General features: G+C 60.3%; 20 protein-coding genes. 12 read left to right on the top strand and 8 right to left on the bottom strand.

Annotated elements, in window-relative coordinates; translation table 11 throughout:
• Positions 1 to 41: 41 nt before the first annotated feature.
• The 9 genes from gcvT to tyrS all read left to right on the top strand — a co-directional run bounded on the left by gcvT (position 42) and on the right by tyrS (position 9,175).
• On the top strand, positions 42 to 1,193 hold the full coding sequence (gene gcvT / locus OA90_RS03675; RefSeq protein ID WP_068407301.1) for a glycine cleavage system aminomethyltransferase GcvT: 1,152 nt from the start codon (positions 42 to 44) through the stop codon (positions 1,191 to 1,193).
• A gap of 24 nt (positions 1,194 to 1,217) precedes the next feature.
• Positions 1,218 to 1,589: a glycine cleavage system protein GcvH gene (gene gcvH, locus OA90_RS03670; RefSeq protein ID WP_068407298.1), complete on the top strand. Its 372-nt coding sequence runs from the start codon at positions 1,218 to 1,220 to the stop codon at positions 1,587 to 1,589.
• 4 nt (positions 1,590 to 1,593) lie between these two features.
• Positions 1,594 to 2,079 (top strand): OsmC family protein, encoded by a 486-nt coding sequence (locus OA90_RS03665; protein ID WP_068407295.1) that lies wholly within the window; start codon positions 1,594 to 1,596, stop codon positions 2,077 to 2,079.
• 235 nt (positions 2,080 to 2,314) lie between these two features.
• Positions 2,315 to 3,661: an aminomethyl-transferring glycine dehydrogenase subunit GcvPA gene (gcvPA, locus tag OA90_RS03660; RefSeq protein ID WP_068407292.1), complete on the top strand. Its 1,347-nt coding sequence runs from the start codon at positions 2,315 to 2,317 to the stop codon at positions 3,659 to 3,661.
• Positions 3,658 to 5,250, top strand: a complete 1,593-nt coding sequence (gene gcvPB / locus OA90_RS03655; protein ID WP_068407289.1) for an aminomethyl-transferring glycine dehydrogenase subunit GcvPB — start codon at positions 3,658 to 3,660, stop codon at positions 5,248 to 5,250. The genes gcvPA and gcvPB overlap by 4 nt, the downstream gene beginning before the upstream one ends.
• A gap of 412 nt (positions 5,251 to 5,662) precedes the next feature.
• Positions 5,663 to 6,247 carry a hemerythrin domain-containing protein gene (locus OA90_RS03650; protein WP_068407285.1) on the top strand — a complete coding sequence of 195 codons (585 nt, stop codon included), beginning with the start codon at positions 5,663 to 5,665 and terminating at the stop codon, positions 6,245 to 6,247.
• Positions 6,248 to 6,518: 271 nt separating this feature from the next.
• Positions 6,519 to 6,986, top strand: coding sequence for a MarR family transcriptional regulator (locus OA90_RS03645; protein ID WP_068407282.1), 468 nt, complete (start codon positions 6,519 to 6,521; stop codon positions 6,984 to 6,986).
• A 4-nt stretch (positions 6,987 to 6,990) separates the two neighbouring features.
• Positions 6,991 to 7,644 (top strand): cysteine hydrolase, encoded by a 654-nt coding sequence (locus tag OA90_RS03640; RefSeq protein ID WP_068407279.1) that lies wholly within the window; start codon positions 6,991 to 6,993, stop codon positions 7,642 to 7,644.
• Between the two features lie 253 nt (positions 7,645 to 7,897).
• Positions 7,898 to 9,175 (top strand): tyrosine--tRNA ligase, encoded by a 1,278-nt coding sequence (gene tyrS / locus OA90_RS03635; protein ID WP_082836818.1) that lies wholly within the window; start codon positions 7,898 to 7,900, stop codon positions 9,173 to 9,175.
• Between the two features lie 81 nt (positions 9,176 to 9,256).
• Here tyrS and adh read toward each other — a convergent pair whose 3' ends face one another.
• The 3 genes from adh to OA90_RS03620 all read right to left on the bottom strand — a co-directional run bounded on the left by adh (position 9,257) and on the right by OA90_RS03620 (position 12,712).
• Positions 9,257 to 10,777 carry an aldehyde dehydrogenase gene (gene adh / locus OA90_RS03630; protein WP_068407277.1) on the bottom strand — a complete coding sequence of 507 codons (1,521 nt, stop codon included), beginning with the start codon at positions 10,775 to 10,777 and terminating at the stop codon, positions 9,257 to 9,259.
• Between the two features lie 129 nt (positions 10,778 to 10,906).
• On the bottom strand, positions 10,907 to 11,857 hold the full coding sequence (locus OA90_RS03625; protein WP_199823591.1) for a GAF domain-containing protein: 951 nt from the start codon (positions 11,855 to 11,857) through the stop codon (positions 10,907 to 10,909).
• Between the two features lie 243 nt (positions 11,858 to 12,100).
• Positions 12,101 to 12,712 (bottom strand): TetR/AcrR family transcriptional regulator, encoded by a 612-nt coding sequence (locus tag OA90_RS03620; RefSeq protein WP_068407274.1) that lies wholly within the window; start codon positions 12,710 to 12,712, stop codon positions 12,101 to 12,103.
• Between the two features lie 58 nt (positions 12,713 to 12,770).
• Between OA90_RS03620 and OA90_RS03615 the strand changes: the two genes are divergently transcribed.
• Both OA90_RS03615 and OA90_RS03610 read left to right on the top strand, forming a co-directional pair.
• Positions 12,771 to 13,235 (top strand): nuclear transport factor 2 family protein, encoded by a 465-nt coding sequence (locus tag OA90_RS03615; protein WP_068407272.1) that lies wholly within the window; start codon positions 12,771 to 12,773, stop codon positions 13,233 to 13,235.
• A complete protein-coding gene (locus OA90_RS03610) occupies positions 13,228 to 14,082 on the top strand; it encodes an ergot alkaloid biosynthesis protein (protein ID WP_068407269.1) in 855 nt (284 codons plus the stop codon). The genes OA90_RS03615 and OA90_RS03610 overlap by 8 nt, the downstream gene beginning before the upstream one ends.
• 122 nt (positions 14,083 to 14,204) lie before the next feature.
• On the opposite strand, the gene OA90_RS03605 is transcribed toward OA90_RS03610, so the two are convergent.
• From OA90_RS03605 to OA90_RS03595, 3 genes are all read right to left on the bottom strand, one after another.
• On the bottom strand, positions 14,205 to 15,344 hold the full coding sequence (locus OA90_RS03605; protein WP_068407266.1) for a site-specific DNA-methyltransferase: 1,140 nt from the start codon (positions 15,342 to 15,344) through the stop codon (positions 14,205 to 14,207).
• Positions 15,345 to 15,896: 552 nt separating this feature from the next.
• Complete coding sequence (locus OA90_RS03600) at positions 15,897 to 16,703, bottom strand: amino acid ABC transporter permease (protein ID WP_068407262.1); 807 nt, start codon at positions 16,701 to 16,703, stop codon at positions 15,897 to 15,899.
• A gap of 353 nt (positions 16,704 to 17,056) precedes the next feature.
• Entirely contained in the window at positions 17,057 to 17,857 is an 801-nt protein-coding gene (locus OA90_RS03595; RefSeq protein WP_068407833.1) for a transporter substrate-binding domain-containing protein, read from the bottom strand.
• A 200-nt stretch (positions 17,858 to 18,057) separates the two neighbouring features.
• Here OA90_RS03595 and OA90_RS03590 point away from each other — a divergent pair, with 200 nt between their 5' ends.
• The gene (locus tag OA90_RS03590; protein WP_068407258.1) at positions 18,058 to 19,569 is read left to right on the top strand and encodes an AMP nucleosidase; all 1,512 of its coding nucleotides are present in this window, start codon (positions 18,058 to 18,060) and stop codon (positions 19,567 to 19,569) included.
• Positions 19,570 to 19,635: 66 nt separating this feature from the next.
• Here OA90_RS03590 and bfr read toward each other — a convergent pair whose 3' ends face one another.
• Together bfr and OA90_RS03580 are read right to left on the bottom strand one after the other, a co-directional pair.
• Complete coding sequence (gene bfr / locus OA90_RS03585; protein ID WP_068407255.1) at positions 19,636 to 20,121, bottom strand: bacterioferritin; 486 nt, start codon at positions 20,119 to 20,121, stop codon at positions 19,636 to 19,638.
• A 257-nt stretch (positions 20,122 to 20,378) separates the two neighbouring features.
• A complete protein-coding gene (locus OA90_RS03580; RefSeq protein ID WP_068407250.1) occupies positions 20,379 to 20,861 on the bottom strand; it encodes a fasciclin domain-containing protein in 483 nt (160 codons plus the stop codon).
• Positions 20,862 to 21,080: the final 219 nt, after the last annotated feature.

Genomic DNA, 21,080 nt, shown 5'->3' with positions numbered 1-21,080 from the left:
GGACGGTCTGGGACTGCGCAACCCCGAGACGAGGACCGTTCATGGCGGATGCCGCTGCAGAGACCGATCTCAAACAAACGCCTCTTCATGACCTTCATGTGGAACTGGGTGCCAGGATGGTGCCTTTCGCGGGCTATTCCATGCCGGTTCAATACAAGGCCGGCATCATGGCCGAGCATCTGCAAACCCGGTCCAAGGCCGGGTTGTTCGATGTCTCTCATATGGGACAGGCATTTCTCGCCGGTCCGGATCATGAGACGACCGCCCGCGCCCTGGAGGCTCTAACTCCGTCCAATTTCGTCGAACTCGGCTATGGCCGTCAGCGCTATTCGGTGCTGCTCAATGACGAGGGCGGCATCATCGATGATCTCATGGTCACCCGTTCCATCTCCGAGGCCGATGACGGCAAGCTGATGCTGGTGGTCAACGCCGCGCGCAAGGACGTGGATTACGCACATTTTCGCGCAAGACTGCCTGAAAATGTGCAACTGCATGTGGTCGAGGACCGCGCGCTGATCGCGGTTCAGGGACCCGAAGCGGTCGCTGCCGTCGCCGCCCATGCACCCGCCGTGGCCGACCTTGCCTTCATGTCCGCTGCATCCATGGAATTCGACGGCATCGACTGCCACATCGGCCGCGCCGGGTATACAGGCGAGGACGGTGTGGAGATTTCGGTTGCCGCCGGGGCTGCTGAGGCGATCGCGCGCGCGCTTCTGGCTGATGATCGTGTTGACGCCATCGGGCTTGGCGCCCGCGACAGTCTGCGCCTTGAGGCCGGGCTCTGCCTCTACGGTCACGATATCGACGAGACCACCTCTCCTGTGGAAGGTGCGATCACCTTCTGCATGCAGAAACGGCGCCGGGAAGAAGGTGGGTTCCCCGGAGACGATCGCATTCAGGAAGAATTGAAGGACGGCCCCGGACGGGTCCGGGTCGGCCTGCGCCTCGACGGCAAGGCGCCCGCCCGCGAAGGGGCCGAGGTCGCCTTGCCGGACGGACCGGTGGTCGGCACGGTGACCTCAGGAGGGTTTGCCCCTACCGTGGGCGCTCCCATCGCAATGGGCTATGTGCCCGTTGAACATTCCGGCGCCGGCACCGCTCTTGAGCTGATCGTGCGGGGCCGGCGGCTGCCGGCAACCGTCGCCGACATGCCCTTCGTTCCGAACCGTTATTACCGCAAACCCAAATCCTGATTTTTCTGAAATGGACGCACAGCAATGACCATCTATTACTCCAAGGACCACGAGTGGATTTCCGTCGAAGGCGATATCGCCACGGTCGGCATCACCGCCTATGCCCAGGAACAGCTTGGCGATGTGGTTTATGTCGAACTGCCGGAAGCCGGCAGGGAAATGTCCCAGGGCGATGAAGCCGCCGTTGTCGAATCGGTCAAGGCCGCCAGTGAGGTCTATGCGCCGATCGACGGTGAAGTGGTCGAGGCCAACGCCGTGCTGGCCGACGAACCGGCAAAGGTCAACGAAGACCCTGAAGGCGGAGCATGGTTCCTGAAGATGAAGGTCGGGAACCCCGACCAGCTTTCGGACCTGCTGGACGAGGCTGCCTACAAGGCATACGTGGGGACTTTGTGACGTCATGGCAGGGCATTATTACTCGGCTCAGATAGAGTGGGCATGCGACGGTGACTACGCGGCAAATGCGTATTCCCGGGGGCATATCTGGCGCTTTGACGGCGGTCTGGAAGTCCCGGCAAGCTCCTCGCCGACTGTGGTGCCCTTGCCGCATTCCGTCGAGGCGGCCATCGATCCGGAAGAAGCCTTCGTTGCGGCGATTTCTTCCTGCCACATGATGTCGTTTCTGGATCTTGCCCGTCGGGCAGGCTTCAACGTCGCCAGTTACCGGGACGATGCAAAGGGCGAAATGCGCCGGGTGGCGAGAGCCCAGATGGGGATCGTCAAAGTGGTCCTGCGTCCGCTCGTCACGCTGGTCGCCGACAAGGATCCGGATCCGACATGGCTGACCGATCTGCACGAAAAGGCGCATGAGATCTGCTTCATCGCCAATTCCGTAAAGTGCGAGATCGTTGTGGAACCGGAGCCTCTGAAGCTGGTCGCGCCTTGAAGTCAGGATCTGGCCGCGCGGGTGATGCGGCCGGTTCCATCGCTGTGGACGGCATCAAAGCCTTTCCTCCGTCATCCCGGACGGCGCTTCAGCGCCAAGCCGGGACCGGGGTGCCCTGAGCCGGGAGTTTTCCGGTTCACTGGTCCCGGGTCCCGCGTGGTTCGCCGGGGAAAATGAACCGGAAGATTTGAGCTTGCGCCGGCTTACTGATTTTCTAACTCTTGGGAGCTGCCTGATGCGCTACCTGCCTTTAAACGATACCGACCGGAGCGACATGCTCGCGCGGATCGGCGTCGATTCGATTGACGACCTGTTTGCGGATATTCCTGCAAATGTCCGCCTCAATAACCTTCTGGATCTTCCCGGACGCGCCACTGAAATGGAGGTTGAGCGCAGGCTCTCCGCCATGGCCGCGAAGAACACGTCTGCAGGATCCGTTCCGTTTTTTGTCGGGGCAGGGGCCTACAAGCACCATGTGCCGGCCACCGTCGATCACCTGATCCAGCGCTCGGAATTCCTGACGTCCTATACGCCCTATCAGCCGGAAATCACGCAAGGCACGCTGCAGTACCTGTTCGAGTTCCAGACCCAGGTGGCGCGGCTGACCGCCATGGATGTGGCCAACGCCTCCATGTATGACGGCTCCACCGGAACCGGCGAGGCCGTGCTGATGGCCCACCGGATCACCCGGCGCAGCAAAGCGGTGCTGTCCGGCGGCCTGCACCCGCAATACCGCGCCGTGGTCGAGGGCCTGTCGGCGATGGCCGGCGACCAGGTGGTCAGCCTGCCTGCGGACCCGGGTGGCACCGAGGACATCCTTGCGCAGATCGACGACGAGACCTCCTGCGTTGTGGTCCAGTCGCCGTCCTTCTACGGCCAACTGATAGATCTGAAGCCGATTGCCGAAAAGGTGCACGCTCACAAGGCCCTGCTGATCGCGGTCTTCACCGAAGTGGTCTCGCTCGGCCTTATCGAGCCGCCGGGAACGCAGGGAGCGGATATCGTGGTCGGCGAGGGGCAGTCCATCGGCAACGGCCTGAATTTCGGCGGTCCCTATGTTGGCCTCTTCGCCACCCGTCAGAAATATGTCCGCCAGATGCCCGGACGCCTGTGCGGCGAAACAGTGGATGCGGAAGGCAAGCGCGGTTTCGTGCTGACGCTGTCCACGCGCGAGCAGCACATCAGGCGTGACAAGGCGACGTCGAACATCTGCACCAATTCCGGCCTTTGTTGTCTGGCCTTCACCATCCACATGTCGCTGCTGGGGCAAGCGGGGCTGACGAAACTTGCCCGCATCAACCACGCCAACGCGGTGAAGCTGAAGACACTTCTCGCCGCCATTCAAAGCGTCGAGGTTCTGAATTCGGCCTATTTCAACGAATTCACCATTGCCCTGCCGAAACCGGCCGGCGAGGTGGTGGAACGGCTTGCCGAACGCGGCATTCTCGCCGGGCTGCCGGTCTCCCGGCTTGAGCCGGACAGCAAGGAGGTCGCCAATCTGCTGGTGGTCGCCTCGACCGAAGTCAACACGGATGAAGACCGCGCGGCCTTCGCGAGCGCGCTGAAGGAGGTGCTGGCATGAGCATGAACACGCAAGGACGCCCGACCAGACCGGGCGAGGCGGACGGAGCCTTCCATCCCAAGACCTTCACCGGCAACCGCGGGCTAGACATGGAAGAGCCGCTGATCTTCGAATTCGGATCGCTGGAAACCACCGGTGTCGATCTGGACGAAGACGACGGTGTGCAATTCGAACTCGGCGGCCACCGGCGCCAGGACGAGATCGGTCTGCCCGGTCTCGCCGAACCGGAAGCCATGCGCCACTACGTGCGCCTGTCGCGCAACAACTACGCGATCGACAGCGGGCTCTATCCGCTCGGCTCGTGCACCATGAAGCACAATCCGCGGCTGAACGAGAAGATGGCCCGTCTGCCGGGCTTCGGCGACATCCATCCCTTGCAGCCTGTCTCTTCCGTTCCGGGCGCGCTGGAGCTGATCGACGAACTGGCTCACTGGCTGATGGTATCCACCCACATGTCCGCTGTCGCCATGAGCCCGAAAGCCGGCGCCCATGGCGAATTATGCGGCATGATGGCGATCAAGGCGGCCCATACCGCCGCCGGCCGCGATCCGAAGATCGTGCTGGTGCCCGAGAGCGCCCACGGCACCAACCCGGCAACCGCCGCGCTGCTCGGCTACAAGGTCGTCTCCATCGCCGCCAAGGACGACGGAACGGTCGATCTGGACGCCCTCAAGGCGACAGCCGAGGAACATACCGGCAATATCGCCGGCATAATGCTGACCAACCCGAACACCTGCGGGCTGTTCGAGCGCGACATCAAGCTGATCGCTGATCTGATCCACGCCGCCGACGCCTATTTCTACTGCGACGGCGCCAACTTCAACGCCATCGTCGGCAAGGCCCGTCCAGGGGATCTTGGCGTCGATGCCATGCATATCAACCTGCACAAGACCTTCTCCACGCCTCATGGCGGCGGTGGTCCGGGTTCCGGTCCGGTGGTCTTGTCCGAACGGCTGGCGCCTTTCGCGCCGCTGCCTTTCATCCGCAAGACGGACGGCGGGCTGGAATTGGTCGAAACCACATCGGCGACAACGGATGGCGAGCAGCCCTTCGGCCGCATGACGGCCTTCCATGGTCAGATGGGCATGTATGTGCGTGCGCTCTCCTACATGATGAGCCATGGTTCTGATGGTTTGAAACAGGCCTCCGAGGACGCGGTCCTCAACGCCAACTATATCCGTGTCGGCCTGCAGGACCTGATGAGCCTTCCCTTCGGCGAGCGTCCCTGCATGCACGAGGTGCTGTTCGATGACAGCTTCCTGAAAGATACCGGCGTCACGACGCTCGATTTCGCCAAGGCGATGATCGACGAGGGCTATCATCCGATGACCATGTATTTCCCGCTGGTCGTCCACGGGGCCATGCTGATCGAGCCGACGGAATCGGAAAGCCGGGCGGCGCTTGACCTGTTCATTGCCACCATGCGCGACCTGGTCATGAGTGCCAAACGCGGCGAAACCGACCGGTTCTCCGGGGCGCCTTATCTGGCCCCGCGCCGCCGCCTGGACGAAACCGCTGCGGCCCGCAAGCCGGTCCTGAAATGGACCGAACCCGAACCGGCTGAAGTAAGTCCGGCCGCGGCGGAATAGGCGGCAGGCAGTCGGCCGATACGTAAAGCAACCCCGGCTTCGGCCGGGGTCCAGACTGCTGACACACCCGACTTCGTCATTCCAGACAAGTGAGGCGCCAGTCGAGGGCCGATCTGGACTCCAGACATATTCTGCGCCGATTGCGCGCCTTAATTGAATAATTTCAAGTGCTTATTTGAGTTTCGTGCTCGCTGCCAGTTGCCCATATGCGCTGGGTTCCAGATCTGCGCGCAGCATTGCTGCACATGTCTGGAATGACGCTGCAATCGGTCTTGCCGCGTGCTTCTGCCGGCGGGGGGAGGCGTGAGGACGGATAGTCCGGAATTGTGCTGAACACACTGTTTCCTTAAAGCCAGACGGAATTGGGCTATAAGGACCGTAGGCGAGACATCCGGGAAAGCGAAAGAAAACCATGACCGACCCGATGCATCTGGACCAGCGGACCGGACTGCCTGAAGAGTGGCTGTATCTGTTGAAGGATCATCCCCGGGTGGACTGGACTTCACACCGGAACCTTGGCCCGTTGACCGAATTCTGGCTCGCGCGCCACAACGGGTTTCGCCAGCTCGGTCGGACGCTCGACACGCTGCTCGACGATTTCCACGAGGAGCGGGTCGCGGCAAAACAGTTCGGTGGCTTGTTCGCGCCGCGCTTGCAACAGTTCCTTTCCGAGTTGCATCATCATCACATGATCGAGGACGAGCACTATTTCCCCGTTTTCATGGAGGCGGAAAAGCGGCTGGTCGCCGGTTTCGAGCTTCTGGAAGGCGATCACGACTTGATCCATCACCGTATTGAGACCGTCATCGGCAGCGCCAACACATTTCTCGGCCGATTGCAGCAGGGTGGTAGGGACGGGATCCGCCGGGCGGCGGACGATTACGCGGCCGTCAGCGACACGCTGCTCACGGGCCTGATGCGCCACCTGGACGACGAGGAGGACCTGATCGTGCCTCTGATCCTGGAACGGGGCGAGCACGACCTGGGCCTGTCGTGAGGCCGTCGCGGCCTGGCAAAGCCCCATCCTCAGCGCTGTCCCGGTCTTGAGCCGGGACCTTGAGTCCCGCCCGGCAAAGCCTTGGTAACGAGTTGCCGGTGTTGTCTTCCACATCGCCCGCCTGAACAAGCCATCCAATAGGTTCTTATTTATTGCGGCTGGTATAACTGCCGGATCGCCTTTCAATTTTCTTGAAAAGTGGGTCGGGTAGGCTGCTGGACAAATGACAATAAAAATGTCATTTTGACAATTAAATTGTTAAGTTGGTGGTATGAGCAAGTCTGTTGAACTCTACGAAATCATCCGTCTGATCCGGCCGGTCCACAGGCGTCTTGCCCGGGCGGTTGAAGCAAAACTGGACGGAACCGGTATCACGGTCGGCATGCGCGCCGTTCTGGAAGTGTTGCAGGAAGCCGGTCCGATGTCGGTTCCCGATCTGGGGCGCGTGCTGTTTCTGGCGCGCCAGCAGGTTCAGTTGATGGTCAACGAGCTGGAAAAAAAGGGAATGGTCCACCGCAGGGCCAATCCTGCTCACAAGCGTTCGCCTCTGTTCGCGATCTCCGAGGCCGGTCAGTCCGGCTTCGGGGAGATCCGCGCACGCGAGAATGACGAGATCGAGGCGGTCAGCGGATTGTTCGCGGAAGAAGATCTTCGCTCCGCGCAGCGTGTGCTCTGTGCGATGCTCGATCATTTTGCGGAATTCGAGGACAACCCGGATCTCCCAAGAGCCCTGGAGTAAACCCATGTCCATCTACTGGATTGCAATAACCATGGCCGCGTCTGGCCTGATCTGCCTGTTGTTTTGTATCGGGTATTGCCTGCGCAAACTGGGAACGCCGACGAAAGGCGCTGATATCGACAGCCAGGCCCGCCCGAACCGGGCACTGGTCGTGATTGACATTCAGGAGGATTTTACTCGCAATTCCGGCAGGAACGGCTTTGATCCCGCTCTTCGCGACGCGGCTCTTGCCGAGGTCCATCGGGAGATAGAAGCCGCCCGTGCCGAAGGCCATGAAGTGGTTTTCGTGAAAAACATTTTTCGGGACTGGCCAGTCATTGCGGCAATGAAACTGACCGCCGGCGGCATCGGTACACCGGGGCGGGAGGGCTTGAAGCTCGACCATACCCTTGATGTCGGTGATGCGCCCGTGTTCGAAAAATCCATCGGTGACACGTTCTCCTGTGCCGACTTCGAAGCCTGGCTTGACAAAAAACGCGTCGGCCGTCTGATCCTGATTGGCTTGGATACCTGCCATTGTGTTCAACTCACCGCCAAGGGCGCGCTTGCCAGGGGGTATCGGGTGGAGATCCGCGAAGCGGCGACGCTGAGCAGCACGCCGCAAAAATGGCCGCCCCTGAAAAGGCAGCTTGATGCGGCAGGGGTCGTATTCGCTTGAGCCTCATCCCGGAGCCGGGCACCGGGCAACCGGATACCTGCCGACAACAGGCTTGACATCCTGTCCTCCGTCGCGCATTTAAAATGCCATGATCAGGATGAGCGCAGCCTTTGTGTATTTTTATTACGTCACCGACATACCGGCGGCTGCGTAGGATCTTGTTCACCTCTTGAAACCTCAAAAGCCGCAGCGTCAGGCGGCTTTTTGGTTTTCAGGACCCTGGCTTCCTGGCGGGAAACCCAGGAAATCGAAAATGACCAGCCACATGATCGAAGCCGGCAAGCCGGCGACCAGATTGAAATCGGAAGCGCTCGCCGTGCTTCTGGAACGCGGGCTCGTGCATCAGTGCACGGACCTCGAAGCGCTCGACCGCACGCTTTCCGAAGGACCGCTGACCGCCTATGCCGGCTTCGACGCGACGGCGGCCAGCCTGCATGTCGGCCACCTGATGCCGCTGATGACCATGCGCTGGCTGCAGAAGCTGGGTCACCGGCCGATTGTCGTATTGGGCGGCGGCACCAGCCTGATCGGCGATCCGAGTTTCCGAAAGGACACCCGGCCAATGCTGGAAGAGCGGCAGATCGCAGCGAATATCGCCACGATCCGCCGGTCCGTGGAGCGTCTCGTTGACATGGAAGGGCCCGATGGCGCGATGCTCGTCAATAATGCCGAGTGGCTGAACGAGTTCCGCTTCCTGGAATTCCTGCGTGACTACGGCTCCCGCTTCACCGTGAACCGGATGATGACCTTCGACAGCGTCAAATCGCGCCTCGACGCCCAGATGCCGCTGACCGTGCTGGAATTCTGCTACATGATGCTGCAGGCCGTCGATTTCCTGGAACTCGCCAGGCGTCATGACTGCGTCCTGCAGGTCGGCGGATCGGACCAGTGGGGCAATATAGTCAACGGCGTCGAACTCGGCCGCCGGGATGGGCACAAGCTGCACGGCCTCACCGTTCCGCTGCTGACCACCGCGAGCGGCGCCAAGATGGGCAAGACGGCCGCCGGCGCCGTCTGGCTGCATCCTGAACACCTGTCGCCTTTCGGCTTCTGGCAGTTCTGGCGCAACACGGCTGATGCCGATGTCGGCAAGTTCCTGCGGCTCTTCACCGAGCTGCCGATGAGCGAGATCGCCCGTCTTTCGGCGCTGCAGGGAGCGGAGCTGAACGAGGCCAAGAAGATCCTGGCGACCCAGGTCACCGATATCGTCCACGGTCCGGAAGAAGCCCGCGCCGCGCTGCAGCAGGGCGACGCGCTGTTCGCCGGCGAGGGCGAGATCCTGGAGCCGACCCACACATTGCCGCTTGCCTCGCTGGCCGAGGGGCTGGGATTGCTGGAAGTCGTCGTGGCCGTCGGCTTTGCAGCCTCCAACGGCGAAGCCCGCCGCCTGGTGGAAGGCGGCGGTGTACGCCTCAACAACCGGATCGTCGACGATCCCCGCCGCCGCATCGCCATCGGCGACCTTCAGGCCAACGACCGGATGTCGGTCTCCGTCGGCAAACGGCGCAAGGCCCTTGTGGGGTTTGCGTGAGGCGAACAGAAAAACGGGGCAGCCCTTCTCAGGACCGCCCCGCCATATTCACGATGCAAGGCCGGACAGCGCGAACAGCTGTCAGAAAAACCCGAGCTTGTTAGGATTGTAGCTGACCAGCATGTTCTTGGTCTGCTGATAGTGGTCCAGCATCATCTTGTGGTTTTCCCTGCCGATGCCCGACTGCTTGTAGCCGCCGAAAGCGGCATGGGCCGGGTAGGCGTGGTAGTTGTTGACCCAGACCCGGCCGGCCTCGATGGCGCGGCCGAAACGGTAGCAGGTATTGGCGTCGCGCGACCATACGCCGGCACCGAGGCCGTACATGGTGTCGTTGGCGATCGCGAGCGCTTCGGCCTCGTCCTTGAAGGTCGTTACCGACACGACCGGCCCGAAGATTTCCTCCTGGAACACGCGCATCTTGTTGTGACCCTTCAGGATGGTCGGCTGGATATAGAAACCACCCTCCAGGTCGCCGCCGAATTTGGCTTCGCTGCCGCCGCACAGAACCTCGGCGCCTTCCTCAACCCCGATGGTGAGATAGGACAGGATCTTGTCCTGCTGCTCCCGGCTCGCCTGGGCGCCGACCATTGTGTCGAGCACGCGAGGGTCGCCCTGCTTGATCGCTTTCACACGTTCGATGGCCCGTTCGATGAAGGCCTCGTAGATGTCTTCCTGGATGAGTGCGCGGCTCGGACAGGTGCAGACTTCACCCTGATTGAAGGCGAACAGCACGAAACCCTCGATGGCTTTGTCCAGAAACGCATCGTCCTCGCGCATCACGTCGGAAAAGAAGATGTTCGGCGATTTGCCGCCGAGTTCCAGCGTCACCGGGATCAGGTTCTCGGTGGCGTATTGCATGATCATCTTGCCGGTCTGGGTGGAGCCGGTGAAGGCGATCTTGGCAATGCGGGAAGATTTCGCCAGCGGTGCGCCAACCTCGGCGCCATAGCCGTTGACGATGTTAAGGACGCCATCCGGCAGCAGGTCGCCGATCAGTTCGGCAAGCACCATGATCGCCGCCGGTGTCTGTTCGGCCGGCTTCAGCACGACACAGTTGCCCGCGGCGAGCGCCGGTGCCAGTTTCCAGGCCGCCATCAGGATGGAGAAATTCCACGGAATGATCTGACCGACCACGCCGAGGGGCTCCTGAAAATGATAGGCGACCGTGTCGGCATCGATCTCCGACATGGATCCTTCCTGACCACGCAGGACACCGGCGAAATAGCGGAAATGGTCGACGGAAAGCGGGATGTCCGCCGCGGTGGTTTCGCGGATCGGCTTGCCGTTGTCCCAGGTCTCGGCCTTTGCCAGAAGATCCAGGTTTTCTTCCATGCGGTCGGCGATTTTCAACAGGACGTTTGCGCGTTCCGCCGCAGGAGTCCTTCCCCAACCGGATTTGGCCGCATGAGCAGCGTCCAGCGCCAGTTCCACGTCCGCCGCGTCGGAGCGGGCGACGTCGCACACGTGCTGTCCGGAAATCGGTGTAATATTGGAAAAATAACGGCCGTTCACCGGAGCGACGAATTTGCCGCCGATGAAATTGTCGTATCTCGCATTGAAGGGCGACACGGTGTCGACCGCAATCCTGGGCATCTGGTTCATGGATATCCTCCTCGTGTTCCCCGATCCTCCACCGGGTATGAGGGGACTGTGCCGAAGCCTCGGGCCGGTGCACAGATGGGGCGATGCGGTGCTTGGGAGGAGGTGTCTCAGGACTGAGACAGATTCGGATCAGTTTCCGTCGATCCGGAGCCGCTTCATGCGCCGGTAGAGGGTGGCCCGGCCGATACCCAGTGCGCGCGCGGCCTCGGACACGTTGCCCTTTGCACGGGTGAGGGCCCGCATCACCGCCGCCCGTTCTGCTTTCTCGAAACCGGTTGGACCATCCTCGCGCCCGAGCAGGTCCGAGGCTGGAAGCGGAGCGATCCGGCCGAAGGCATTCAGCCCGAATGCCTTGCGCGCGGCGCGTGTCGCTCCCTGCACGATATCATCGCCATCGACCGCGAGCAGCATGGCCGAGTCCGTGGCGTCTTTATCGGCGAAGACGATACGGCTGTCGGAAAAGGCGGCGCGAAAGGCGTCGATTTCGATCTGGCGCGCGGTCTGGGTGACCATGGCCGCGATCAGACGGTTGAAGGCTTCCGTCTGATCGGATCTCGCGGACGAAACGTCGAGCGCGCCTGCGAGATGTCCGTCGGGGCCGAAGATCGGCGCGTCCATGCAACTGAGACCGGCGTTGCGGGCAAGGAAGTGTTCGCTCTGATGGACGATGAGGTTACGCTGTTCGGCAATGCAGGTGCCGACACCGTTGGTGCCGACCGCAGCCTCGCTCCAGTCCGCTCCGACGGCAAGCCCCCAAGTCTGGAATTCGCCCTCGTCCGCGTTCGTGCAGCGCTGATCAAGCACGATGCCGTCGGCATCGGTCAGAACGACAGCGCAGCCCGACTGTCCGACAAGCCCGAACAACTGGTCCAGTTTAGGCGCTGCAATCTGCAGCAGCGCGCCGGTTCTGTCGCGGCGCTGGCGCAACTCGGGTGCATCGAGACGATCCGGCGCACTTTTTTCGCCCGGATGCAGGCCGTGCCGCTCGATGGATCTGCGCCACGACGCGGCAATCTGCGAAACGGCAGGTGCCGAACTCGATTCCACGGTTCGGAAGACGGTTTCCACATGTTCTTTCATGACTGCGATCAACGATCAAAGTGCACCGCCGGAAAACCCAACGCGTGTCCTTCGACGCTCCTCCCGAGAACGCTTCAAGGAAAGACCAGAGTGCAGTGGATCAGCGACATGTTCAAGCCACCGCGTCGAACGATACGCCGATGTGTCTCAGTTCCGGGACACCCGGTAGCAAATTCGCGCGGTGTCAGGTTGCAGCCAGACCCGGTTGGCAGGATGACCTGCCGCCTTGTTCCCTGATGCGGGTCAAGCGGCCTGCAAGGCGGCCTTGAGAACCCGGGCATGTCCGGTCAGCTCGCTTCTTGTCACGGACCGTCCGCGCACGATCATCCGCCAGTAAAGCGGTGCAGGCAGCAGATCCATGGCCATTTCGCGGTCCACTGTCGGTGCAAGCTCGCCGCGAGCGACGGCGCGCTCGATCAGCTCCAGTCCGCGTGTCCGGCGTCTTGCCGCAACGGCGTCGAGGAGGTCGGCGATCTCCTGTGAGCGGCTCCGCTCCGCATGAAGATCGGGCAGTATCCGTCTGACGATCGGGTGCCGCAGGACCCGGCGCAATCCCAGGAGATAGGCCTGAAGGTCGTCCTCCAGGCAGCCCTTGTCAGGTGTATCGACGAGGGGAAAACCGATTTCCTCGATCGCTTCCCGCGCGAATGCAAGTTTTGACGGCCAACGCCGGTAGATCGCCGCCTTGCCGGCCCGGGCACGTGTGGCCACCTGTTCCAGACTGATCGCGGGATATCCCTTTTCCGCCCAGACTTCGAACAATGCCCGGTAGAGAGCCTGGGTCAGTTCCGGCCGCTGCACGGCAGCTCCGGAGGGAGTTCTGGATTTTTTTACGTCGATACGCTTGCGTTCCATCGAATAACCTCTAGATACGTCGAAACGATACCGTTCCGACGAAGAAAGGTAAACACGCATGCACAAGAACAATAACGACCTGAAGGATTTCGCTGCATTGCTTCGCAAGGGACTGGGCGATGCTCTCGATGCCGATGCTGTTTCCCTGCTCGACATGTGCAGCGAGGACATTGCGTTCGAATTTCCTTATGCGCCGCCCGGCGCGGTGAAGAACCTGCAGGGCAAGCAGTCTCTGGCTCAGTACTTGCCGCGTGTCGGCGCGCTGATCGAACTTACCTCTTTGACTTTGCATGCGGTGACGACCGACCCCGACAGGAACCGGTTCGTCCTGGAATTCAGTTGCAGAGGAAAGAGCCGGGTCAACGGCGCGCCCTACGATCAGGATTACATCTCGGTGATCGATATGAAGAACGGCAGGATCGTTTCCTATCGCGATTACTGGAATCCGCTCGTTGTTCAGGCCGCTGCGGGGGACCGGGACACGCTCGAACGTGTCCTGTCAGCGGAGACGCCCAATGTCTGACTTATTTCTGGTGACCGGAGGCACCGGCAAGACAGGGCGTCGGGTAGCCGCGCTGCTGCGTGATCGGGCCAGCGATGTCCGCATTGCGACCCGTAATCCGCAGATACCCGGCCAGGTTCGTTTCGACTGGGGGCAGCCGGATTTGTTCGCGGCAGCCTTGGGAAGCGTGAAAGCGGTTTACCTAGTCGCCCCGACAGACCGCACCGATCACCTCGCGGTGATGAAGCCTTTCCTCCAGTGCGCCCTCGGCATGGGAGTGTCGCGGTTCGTACTCTTGAGCGCGTCTTCGCTTCAGCGAGGGGGGGCGATGATGGGGGAGGTCCATGACTGGCTCGCCGGCAATGTGCCTGAATTCTGTATTCTGCGACCGACGTGGTTCATGCAGAATTTTTCCGAGCAGCAGCATCGTACCACCATCCGTGATGAAAGCAGGATCTACTCGGCGACCGGGGAGGGACGGGTGCCTTTCATCAATGCCGACGACATTGCAGCATCCGCAGTCGCCGCCCTGACGACGTCTTCACCGCCAAACACGGACATGATCCTGACCGGTCCGGAAGCCTTGTCCTACGAGGCTGTCGCAAGTGAGATCGGATTGGCGGCCGGGCGCAAAATCGACCATGTCTGCCTTTCTGAAGATCATTTGGCTGCCCGCTTCACGATACTTGGAATGGAAGCCGGCTACGCACGAGGTCTGGCTTCAATGGACACCGCAATCGCCAAAGGCTCCGAGAACCGTTTGAGCGATGGTGTCTTCCGGCTCACCGGGAGGCAACCAGGCGCGTTCCGTGATTTTGTCAGGCGAAACAGAAGCGCCTGGGCAATGCCTCGCGCAGCAAGCGTTTAGCCATCCTGCCGGCGCCCTGTCTCGCCGCCGTCCCCACAAAGAAAAACCCCGCCTCCTTTTCTGGGAGACGGGGTTCAGTTAATCGCGGGGAACGCGAAGGTCGTTTCTGCTTGTTAGCCTGCTTATGCCTGCAGGCGGGATCTGACTTCCTTGCGGAGTTCGTCGATAGGCGATTTTGTCGGACCGTCCTGGGTGTGCCAGAAAGTCCAGCCGTTGCAGGCCTCCTGTCCCTGGACCAGGGCGCCGACCTTGTGGATCGACCCTGTGTGGTCGCCCGACTTGAGTGAGCCGTCCGCGCGGACGATGGCCAGATGCTTGCCCCTGGAACAGCTCAGTTCCGTTCCCGGTGCCAGCAGGCCGCTTTCCAGCAGGGTGCCGAAGGGAATGCGCTTCAGGGCGCGTTTGCCCTGCTGCATCTCCAGTGCTTCCGCATCACCCGGCTCGATCGCCTTGATGCGGGCCGTGGCGGCGTCGATATAGTCCTGCTCGCGCTCCACACCGACATAATTACGGCCAAGTTTCTTGGAGACGGCGCCCGTTGTGCCGGTGCCGAAGAAGGGATCGAGCACGACATCTCCCGGCTTGGAGGAGGCGGTCAGGACACGGTAGAGCAGGGATTCCGGCTTCTGGGTCGGATGGACCTTCTGGCCCGCCTTGTCCTTCAGCCGTTCTGAACCTGTGCACAGCGGCAAGTGCCAGTCGGAGCGCATCTGCAGATCCTCGTTGAAGGTCTTCAGCGCGTCGTAGTTGAAGGTCGGCTTGGCATCCTTCGATTTCACCGCCCAGATCATCGTCTCATGGGCATTGGTGAACCGCTTGCCGCGGAAGTTCGGCATCGGGTTCGACTTCAGCCAGACGATATCGTTCATGATCCAGAAGCCGAGATCCTGGAGCATCGCCCCGACCCGGAAGATGTTGTGATAGGAGCCGATCACATACAGTGAGCCGTCCGGCTTCATCACCCGGCGCACGGCGAGCAGCCAGGCGCGGGTGAAGGCGTCATAGGCCTGAAAGCTGTCGAACTGATCCCAGTGATCGTCGCAGGCGTCCACCTTCGACTGGTCGGGTCTGTGCAGATCGCCGCCCAGCTGGAGATTATAGGGCGGATCCGCAAAGACCAGGTCGACCGACCGGGACGGCAGCTTTTCAAGGGCGGACACGCAGTCGCCCTTGAGGATCGTATTGAGCCAGGAAGCGCTTGCCTCCGGCTTGTCTGATTGATGGGGTGCCGCAAAGGACACCCCGGTACGCAGTACACTCATTGCGACGCATTACCTCACGCAATTTAGAGCGTCATGGTTACCGGTTTTGGTAAATCAGGTGTTAAGCGACTGGAACAAAAATTCCCTTTGAATCAATGGTTTGTTTACAATAGTAAAAGTTGAATGAGAGGTTAACGGTTGTCGCTGACCGAAAACGCCGGAATTCTGCTGATTTCAATGAATGTACGACCGGAGGTTGTCTTTCATTCGTTAAAGATTGTCTGAATCGCCCTTATGTTTTTTTTCGACATAGCGGCATTCTCAATGACATTTTCACGGATAAGGGTGTTAACCACGTGACCGGAGTGGACGAAACGCTGCCTGCGCATGAAGCACCGGGTGATTTGCCGGGTGCCTCCGCCAGGAGAGCTTCGAACCATCCCGTATCACCCTCATTTATGAGTTTACGCCCTATAATCCAGCATGATCCCACCCGGGATCATCGAGTGCATGTTGCATCTCCTGCTGCAATCATGAAATGAGACAGTTTCACGGTAGTTACAGGCTGCAGGGCGGCAAGCTGATCACGCACGGGTGCCGTACCGGTTTGACCTAACGGCCTCCGACGTCCCGTGTTCGTTCGAATTTGCGCAGGGCGAGAGACAGGGTGATGGTCATCATCAGGTAGATAAGCGCGACCACATTATAGGTCTCGAAATAGCGGAAGGACCCGGCCGCGTAGATCTTGCCGAGTTGGGTGATGTCGGCAACTCCCAGAACGGAGACGAGGGAACTGTCCTTGATCATGGCGACGAAATCATTGCCGAGCGGCGGCAGGATGGTCTTCAGCGCCTGCGGAAAGACGATCAGCCGGAACCGCTGCCAGCCGGTCATGCCGAGCGCTTTGGCCGCTTCGATCTGCCCCGCGTCGACCGCCTGAATGCCTGCCCGGAACACTTCGGCGATAAAGGCCGAATAGCCGATGGTCAGTGCGGCGATAGCCCGCCACAGCAGGGGGAAGTCGCGGGTGCGCAACGCAGTCAGCCCCAGAGGCTCCAGAACGGCATTGAGGCCGGCGATGATCAACGGGGTTGCGACGAAGGCGATGTAAAGGAGCAATACCAGGATCGGCAGTCCGCGCACGATCTCGACATAGAACCTTGCCGCCTGGCGCAGGACTATCGATCCGGAGAGCGAGGCGAGCGCCAGGAGCAGTCCCAAGACGGACGCCAGGAAGAAACCGGTCAGCGTCACGAAGACAGTCAGGCCGATCCCGCGCGAGACGGTCGCCATGACCTGCGAATAGATCTCGTCAGTCGCAATCTGGAACAGCAGGAAGACGGCGATCCCGCCGGCGGCTACAAGCCAAAAGGGGAAATCCTGTTCCGGAAGAGTCGTCTGGTTTTTTTTGCCGAACATGGATTTGTCCTGCGGGCTTGAGGTGAACGGGCGGTGATCCGGTACGACCGGGTTTTGCGGAAGGTGTGTCTCGCCCTACACCCTGTCCCGGATATGCTTCCGAACCTGATTCGGGACCTTCATAAAGCCCTGCCTCAATGCCGGTGAGGTCAAGGATGATATGGCATCTTCCGGTTTCGCCGGCATCTGCGCCCATGAAGAAACCCGGTTTGAATATGGTCTTCACGACACAACTGGCCGGGGCCGGCAAAGGCGACAGTCCCTTTGAAGCGGACCCGCATTGTTGGCACCGGCCCTGTGGAGCGGCTGTCGATCAGACCGTCACCCGCTGACATCTTCACCGGAGAAGGCTGCTATTCGGCGGCCTTGTATTCGAAGAACCATTTCTGATTGAGCGCCTCCAGCGTGCCGTCGTCACGCATGTCGGTGATCGCGGCGTTGAACGGTTCAACGAGGTCGGAGCCTTTGGGGAAGATGAAACCGAAGTCCTCTGATCCCATCGGTTCGCCGATCAGCTTGAATGTGTCCGGATTGGTGGCGACATATCCCTCGCCACCGGTGCTGTCGGTCAGCACCAGGTCGACGTCGCCGGACTTGAGCGCCTGCACGGCGGCACCGAAAGTCTCGAACAGCTTGATGCGGGGATTGGCTTCATCGCCATCAAGAACTTCGTAGACAGTGACGTAAAAGGGTGTGGTGCCCGGCTGGGCGCCGGCAAGAAAATCGGCGTTGGCGCCAAACTCTCCGGCATCGCTAAAGCGGTCCTCATCGGCGCGCACCAGCATGTACATTTCCGAGCGCATGTACGGATCGGAGAACGCCACCTGTTCCGCCCGGTCGGCACGGATCGTGATGCCGTTCATGGCAACGTCGTATTCGCCTGCCGAAATGGCCGGGATCATCGCGTCCCAACTGGTGTTCTCGATGATCACCTTCATGTTCAGCCGCTTGGCGATTTCGTTGATCGCATCATATTCCCAGCCGACGGCCGCGCCGGTTTTCGGGTCGACGAATTGCAGCGGCGGATAGGTGTTTTCCGACGCGATCACGACTTCCTTCCCGCCCAGGTCGGGAAGCGTGTCGGCAACACTCGCATGGCCTGCGCCGATCAGGGCAGCGGCGGCAACCGCCAGTTTCACAATGGTTCGATGCATGAGATGCTCCTTGACGATAGTACGAATAACACTATCGGTATCCTTGTCCGCGGAAAAGAGCATTGCAGGTTGTGCGGGGGGGGGATGTTCTGAAAAGTTTTTCTCTGCTCGAAAAAAATTCCGAATTCTGCTGTCGGGTCTATTGACCCGGATAAGACTTGGCGGGACTGTAACGAAAAACAACAATAAGGAGACGGTACATGTCCGATACCACCAGCCGGAACCTGCAGCCGGCAGCCCGCCGGACCCGCTTTGCCCCCGGCCATCCTCTGGAAGTCTTCACCGACGCTGACAAGGCGGTGGAGCGGCTGATCGAGATCTTTGAGGCGAATACCGGTTTTCTGCGGTCCCGTTTTCACGATCTTCTCGACGGTAAGGAGATCGATGGCAAGGTGCGCGCCTTTTACCCGCAGGTGCAAATCGTGACGGACAGTCACAGCCGCCTCGACAGCCGGCTCTCCTACGGCTTCGTCTCCAGGCCGGGCAGGCACGCCTCCACGATCACGCGGCCGGACCTTTTCAAGAACTATCTCCAGACGCAGTTATCGCTGCTCATGAAAAACCACGAGGTGCCGGTTCTCATCGGTGACAGCGAAATGCCGATTCCTCTGCATTTCGCCTTTTATGACGGCACACATGTGGAAGGCGGCGCGGCGGCGGCCAATCTGGACAGGCCGCTTGCCGACATCTTCGATCTGCCGGATCTTACGGTGATGGATGATTCCATCGCCAACGGAACCTATGAACCGAGCGACGGCATCATGCCTCTGGCATCGTTCACCGCACCACGGGTCGATTATTCCCTGCACCGGCTGCAGCACTATACGGCGACCCGGGCGGAGCATTTCCAGAACTATGTTCTTTTCACCAACTACCAGTTTTATATCGACGAATTCTGCCGCCTGTCGGCGGAAATGCTGGCGGACCCGGAAAGCGGTTACGAGGCTTTTGTCGCGCCTGGCAACCTGGTCACGGAAGCCGGGTGCAGCGAGCCTGCCAGTGGCGTCGAGCTTCCCAAACTGCCGCAGATGCCGGCCTATCATTTGAAACGGGCGGATGGCAGCGGCATCACCATGGTCAATATCGGTGTCGGCCCGTCGAACGCCAAGACGATTACCGATCATATCGCCGTGCTGCGTCCCCACGTGTGGCTGATGCTCGGCCACTGCGCGGGGCTTCGCAACAGCCAGACGCTGGGCGACTATGTTCTTGCCCATGGTTATGTGCGCGACGACAATGTGCTCAATCAGGATCTGCCCATCTGGGTGCCGATCCCGCCGCTCGCCGAAGTTCAGGTGGCTTTGGAAGATGCAGTCGCCGAGGTGACCGGCATCGACGGCTATGAACTCAAGCGCGTGATGCGCACGGGTACGGTGGTCTCGCTCGACAACCGCAACTGGGAACTCTGGAACCAGCCGGAACTCGTGAAGCGGTTTTCACAATCCAGGGCTATCGCGCTCGACATGGAATCGGCCACGATTGCCGCCAACGGATTCCGCTTCCGCGTGCCGTACGGAACGCTGCTCTGCGTATCGGACAAACCGCTGCACGGCGAACTCAAGCTTCCGGGAATGGCAACGGATTTCTACAAGCGCCAGGTCGCCCAGCATCTGGAGATAGGCATAAGGGCCATGGAAAAAATGCGCGACATGACGGCGGAACGCCTGCATTCGCGCAAACTCAGAAGCTTTACGGAAACCGCGTTTCAGTGAGACAAAACAAAAAAGGCCGCGGACGCAAAATCTGTCCGCGGCCATCAGGGCTGGAAGAAGAGGCTGTTACTCGGCTTCGTCAGCCGGAGCGGCGTTCAACAGGCCGTAACGCTCGACACCGATGTTTTCCAGCAACTCGAGCTGGGTTTCCAGAAAGTCGATATGACCTTCCTCATCCGAGAGCAGTTCCTCGAAGAGCTGCATGGAGACGTAGTCGCCTTCCTCGCGGCAGATTTCGCGAGACTTTGAATAGGCCGTGCGAGCTTCATATTCACCGGCCAGGTCCGAATCCAGCACTTCCTTGATGTTCTGGCCGATGCGCAAAGGCGCGACCTTCTGCATGTTCGGGTGGCCTTCAAGGAAGATGATGCGGTCGGTCAGCTTGTCCGCATGCTGCATCTCCTCGATGGATTCTTCGCGTTCCTTCTTGGCGAGACGCGCAAACCCCCAATCGCTCAGGAGGCGGTAGTGAAGCCAGTATTGATTGATTGCACCGAGTTCCAGAAACAGGGCCTCGTTCAGACAATCGATAACCTTTTGATTTCCCTTCATGGCAGTTCTCCTGGAAGTCTCTAATTTAGAATAGTTCTAAAACACATTAAGGTCATTCCAGTGCTCTTGTCCAGTCATAGGTCAAAAGATTTTTCTGAAATGCGACTCCATCGGGACGATCCTCGCTCTTGAAACGGAGCGTCGTAACATCATCAATAATAAGAGTTTTTACTGTATGCTGAACAAAATGGCGCGATCCCGAAGGATCGCGCCATCTTCAGTCACCCGGGTCCGGGGCGACGGATACCGGCAAAAACTCAGGTCTTCGGCAGGATGACTGCGTCGATCACGTGGATAACGCCGTTCGAGGCTTCGATATCAGCGGAGACGACGGTCGCGCCGTCCACCTTTACGCCGTCCGTCGCGTCGACGGAGACTTCGCTGCCTTGCACGGTGGCGACAGAGGCCTTTTTGCCGGCGATGTCGGCCGACATCACCTTGCCCGGGACTACATGGTAAGTGAGTATCGCCACCAGCTTGTCCTTGTTCTCGGGTTTCAGCAGGTCTTCAACGGTGCCCTCCGGCAGCGCGGCGAACGCCTCGTCGGTCGGTGCGAACACGGTGAAAGGGCCATCGCCCTTCAGGGTCTCGACGAGCCCGGCGGCCTGAACAGCGGCAACCAGCGTGTTGAACGAGCCGGCTTCGACCGCGGTGTCAACGATGTCCTTGTCGGCGGCCTTGGCGGCGGACAGAGGCAAAATCACGAGCAACGCCATGACGATATTCTGAATAAGTTTCATTCCATACTCCCACTCGGTTCACACAGACACAGCCCTACCGTTCCCGGAAATGCATTTTCCGGGGTGTCTCAAAGTTAAAGTTCAAGTGTCTGTGGTATGAGAGATACGGGCCGTCGCCCGCCGTGGATGAGGAAAAACTCTGTGCCGATTTTCAACGGCAACCGGAACTTGGCGCTGGACCGTTTGCCTTGGCCGGGCGCAGCTTGAAATCGGGTTCGA

Source organism: Labrenzia sp. OB1 (assembly GCF_001624695.1).
Taxonomy (GTDB): domain Bacteria; phylum Pseudomonadota; class Alphaproteobacteria; order Rhizobiales; family Stappiaceae; genus Roseibium.
This window is presented reverse-complemented; position numbering and strand designations above follow the sequence as displayed.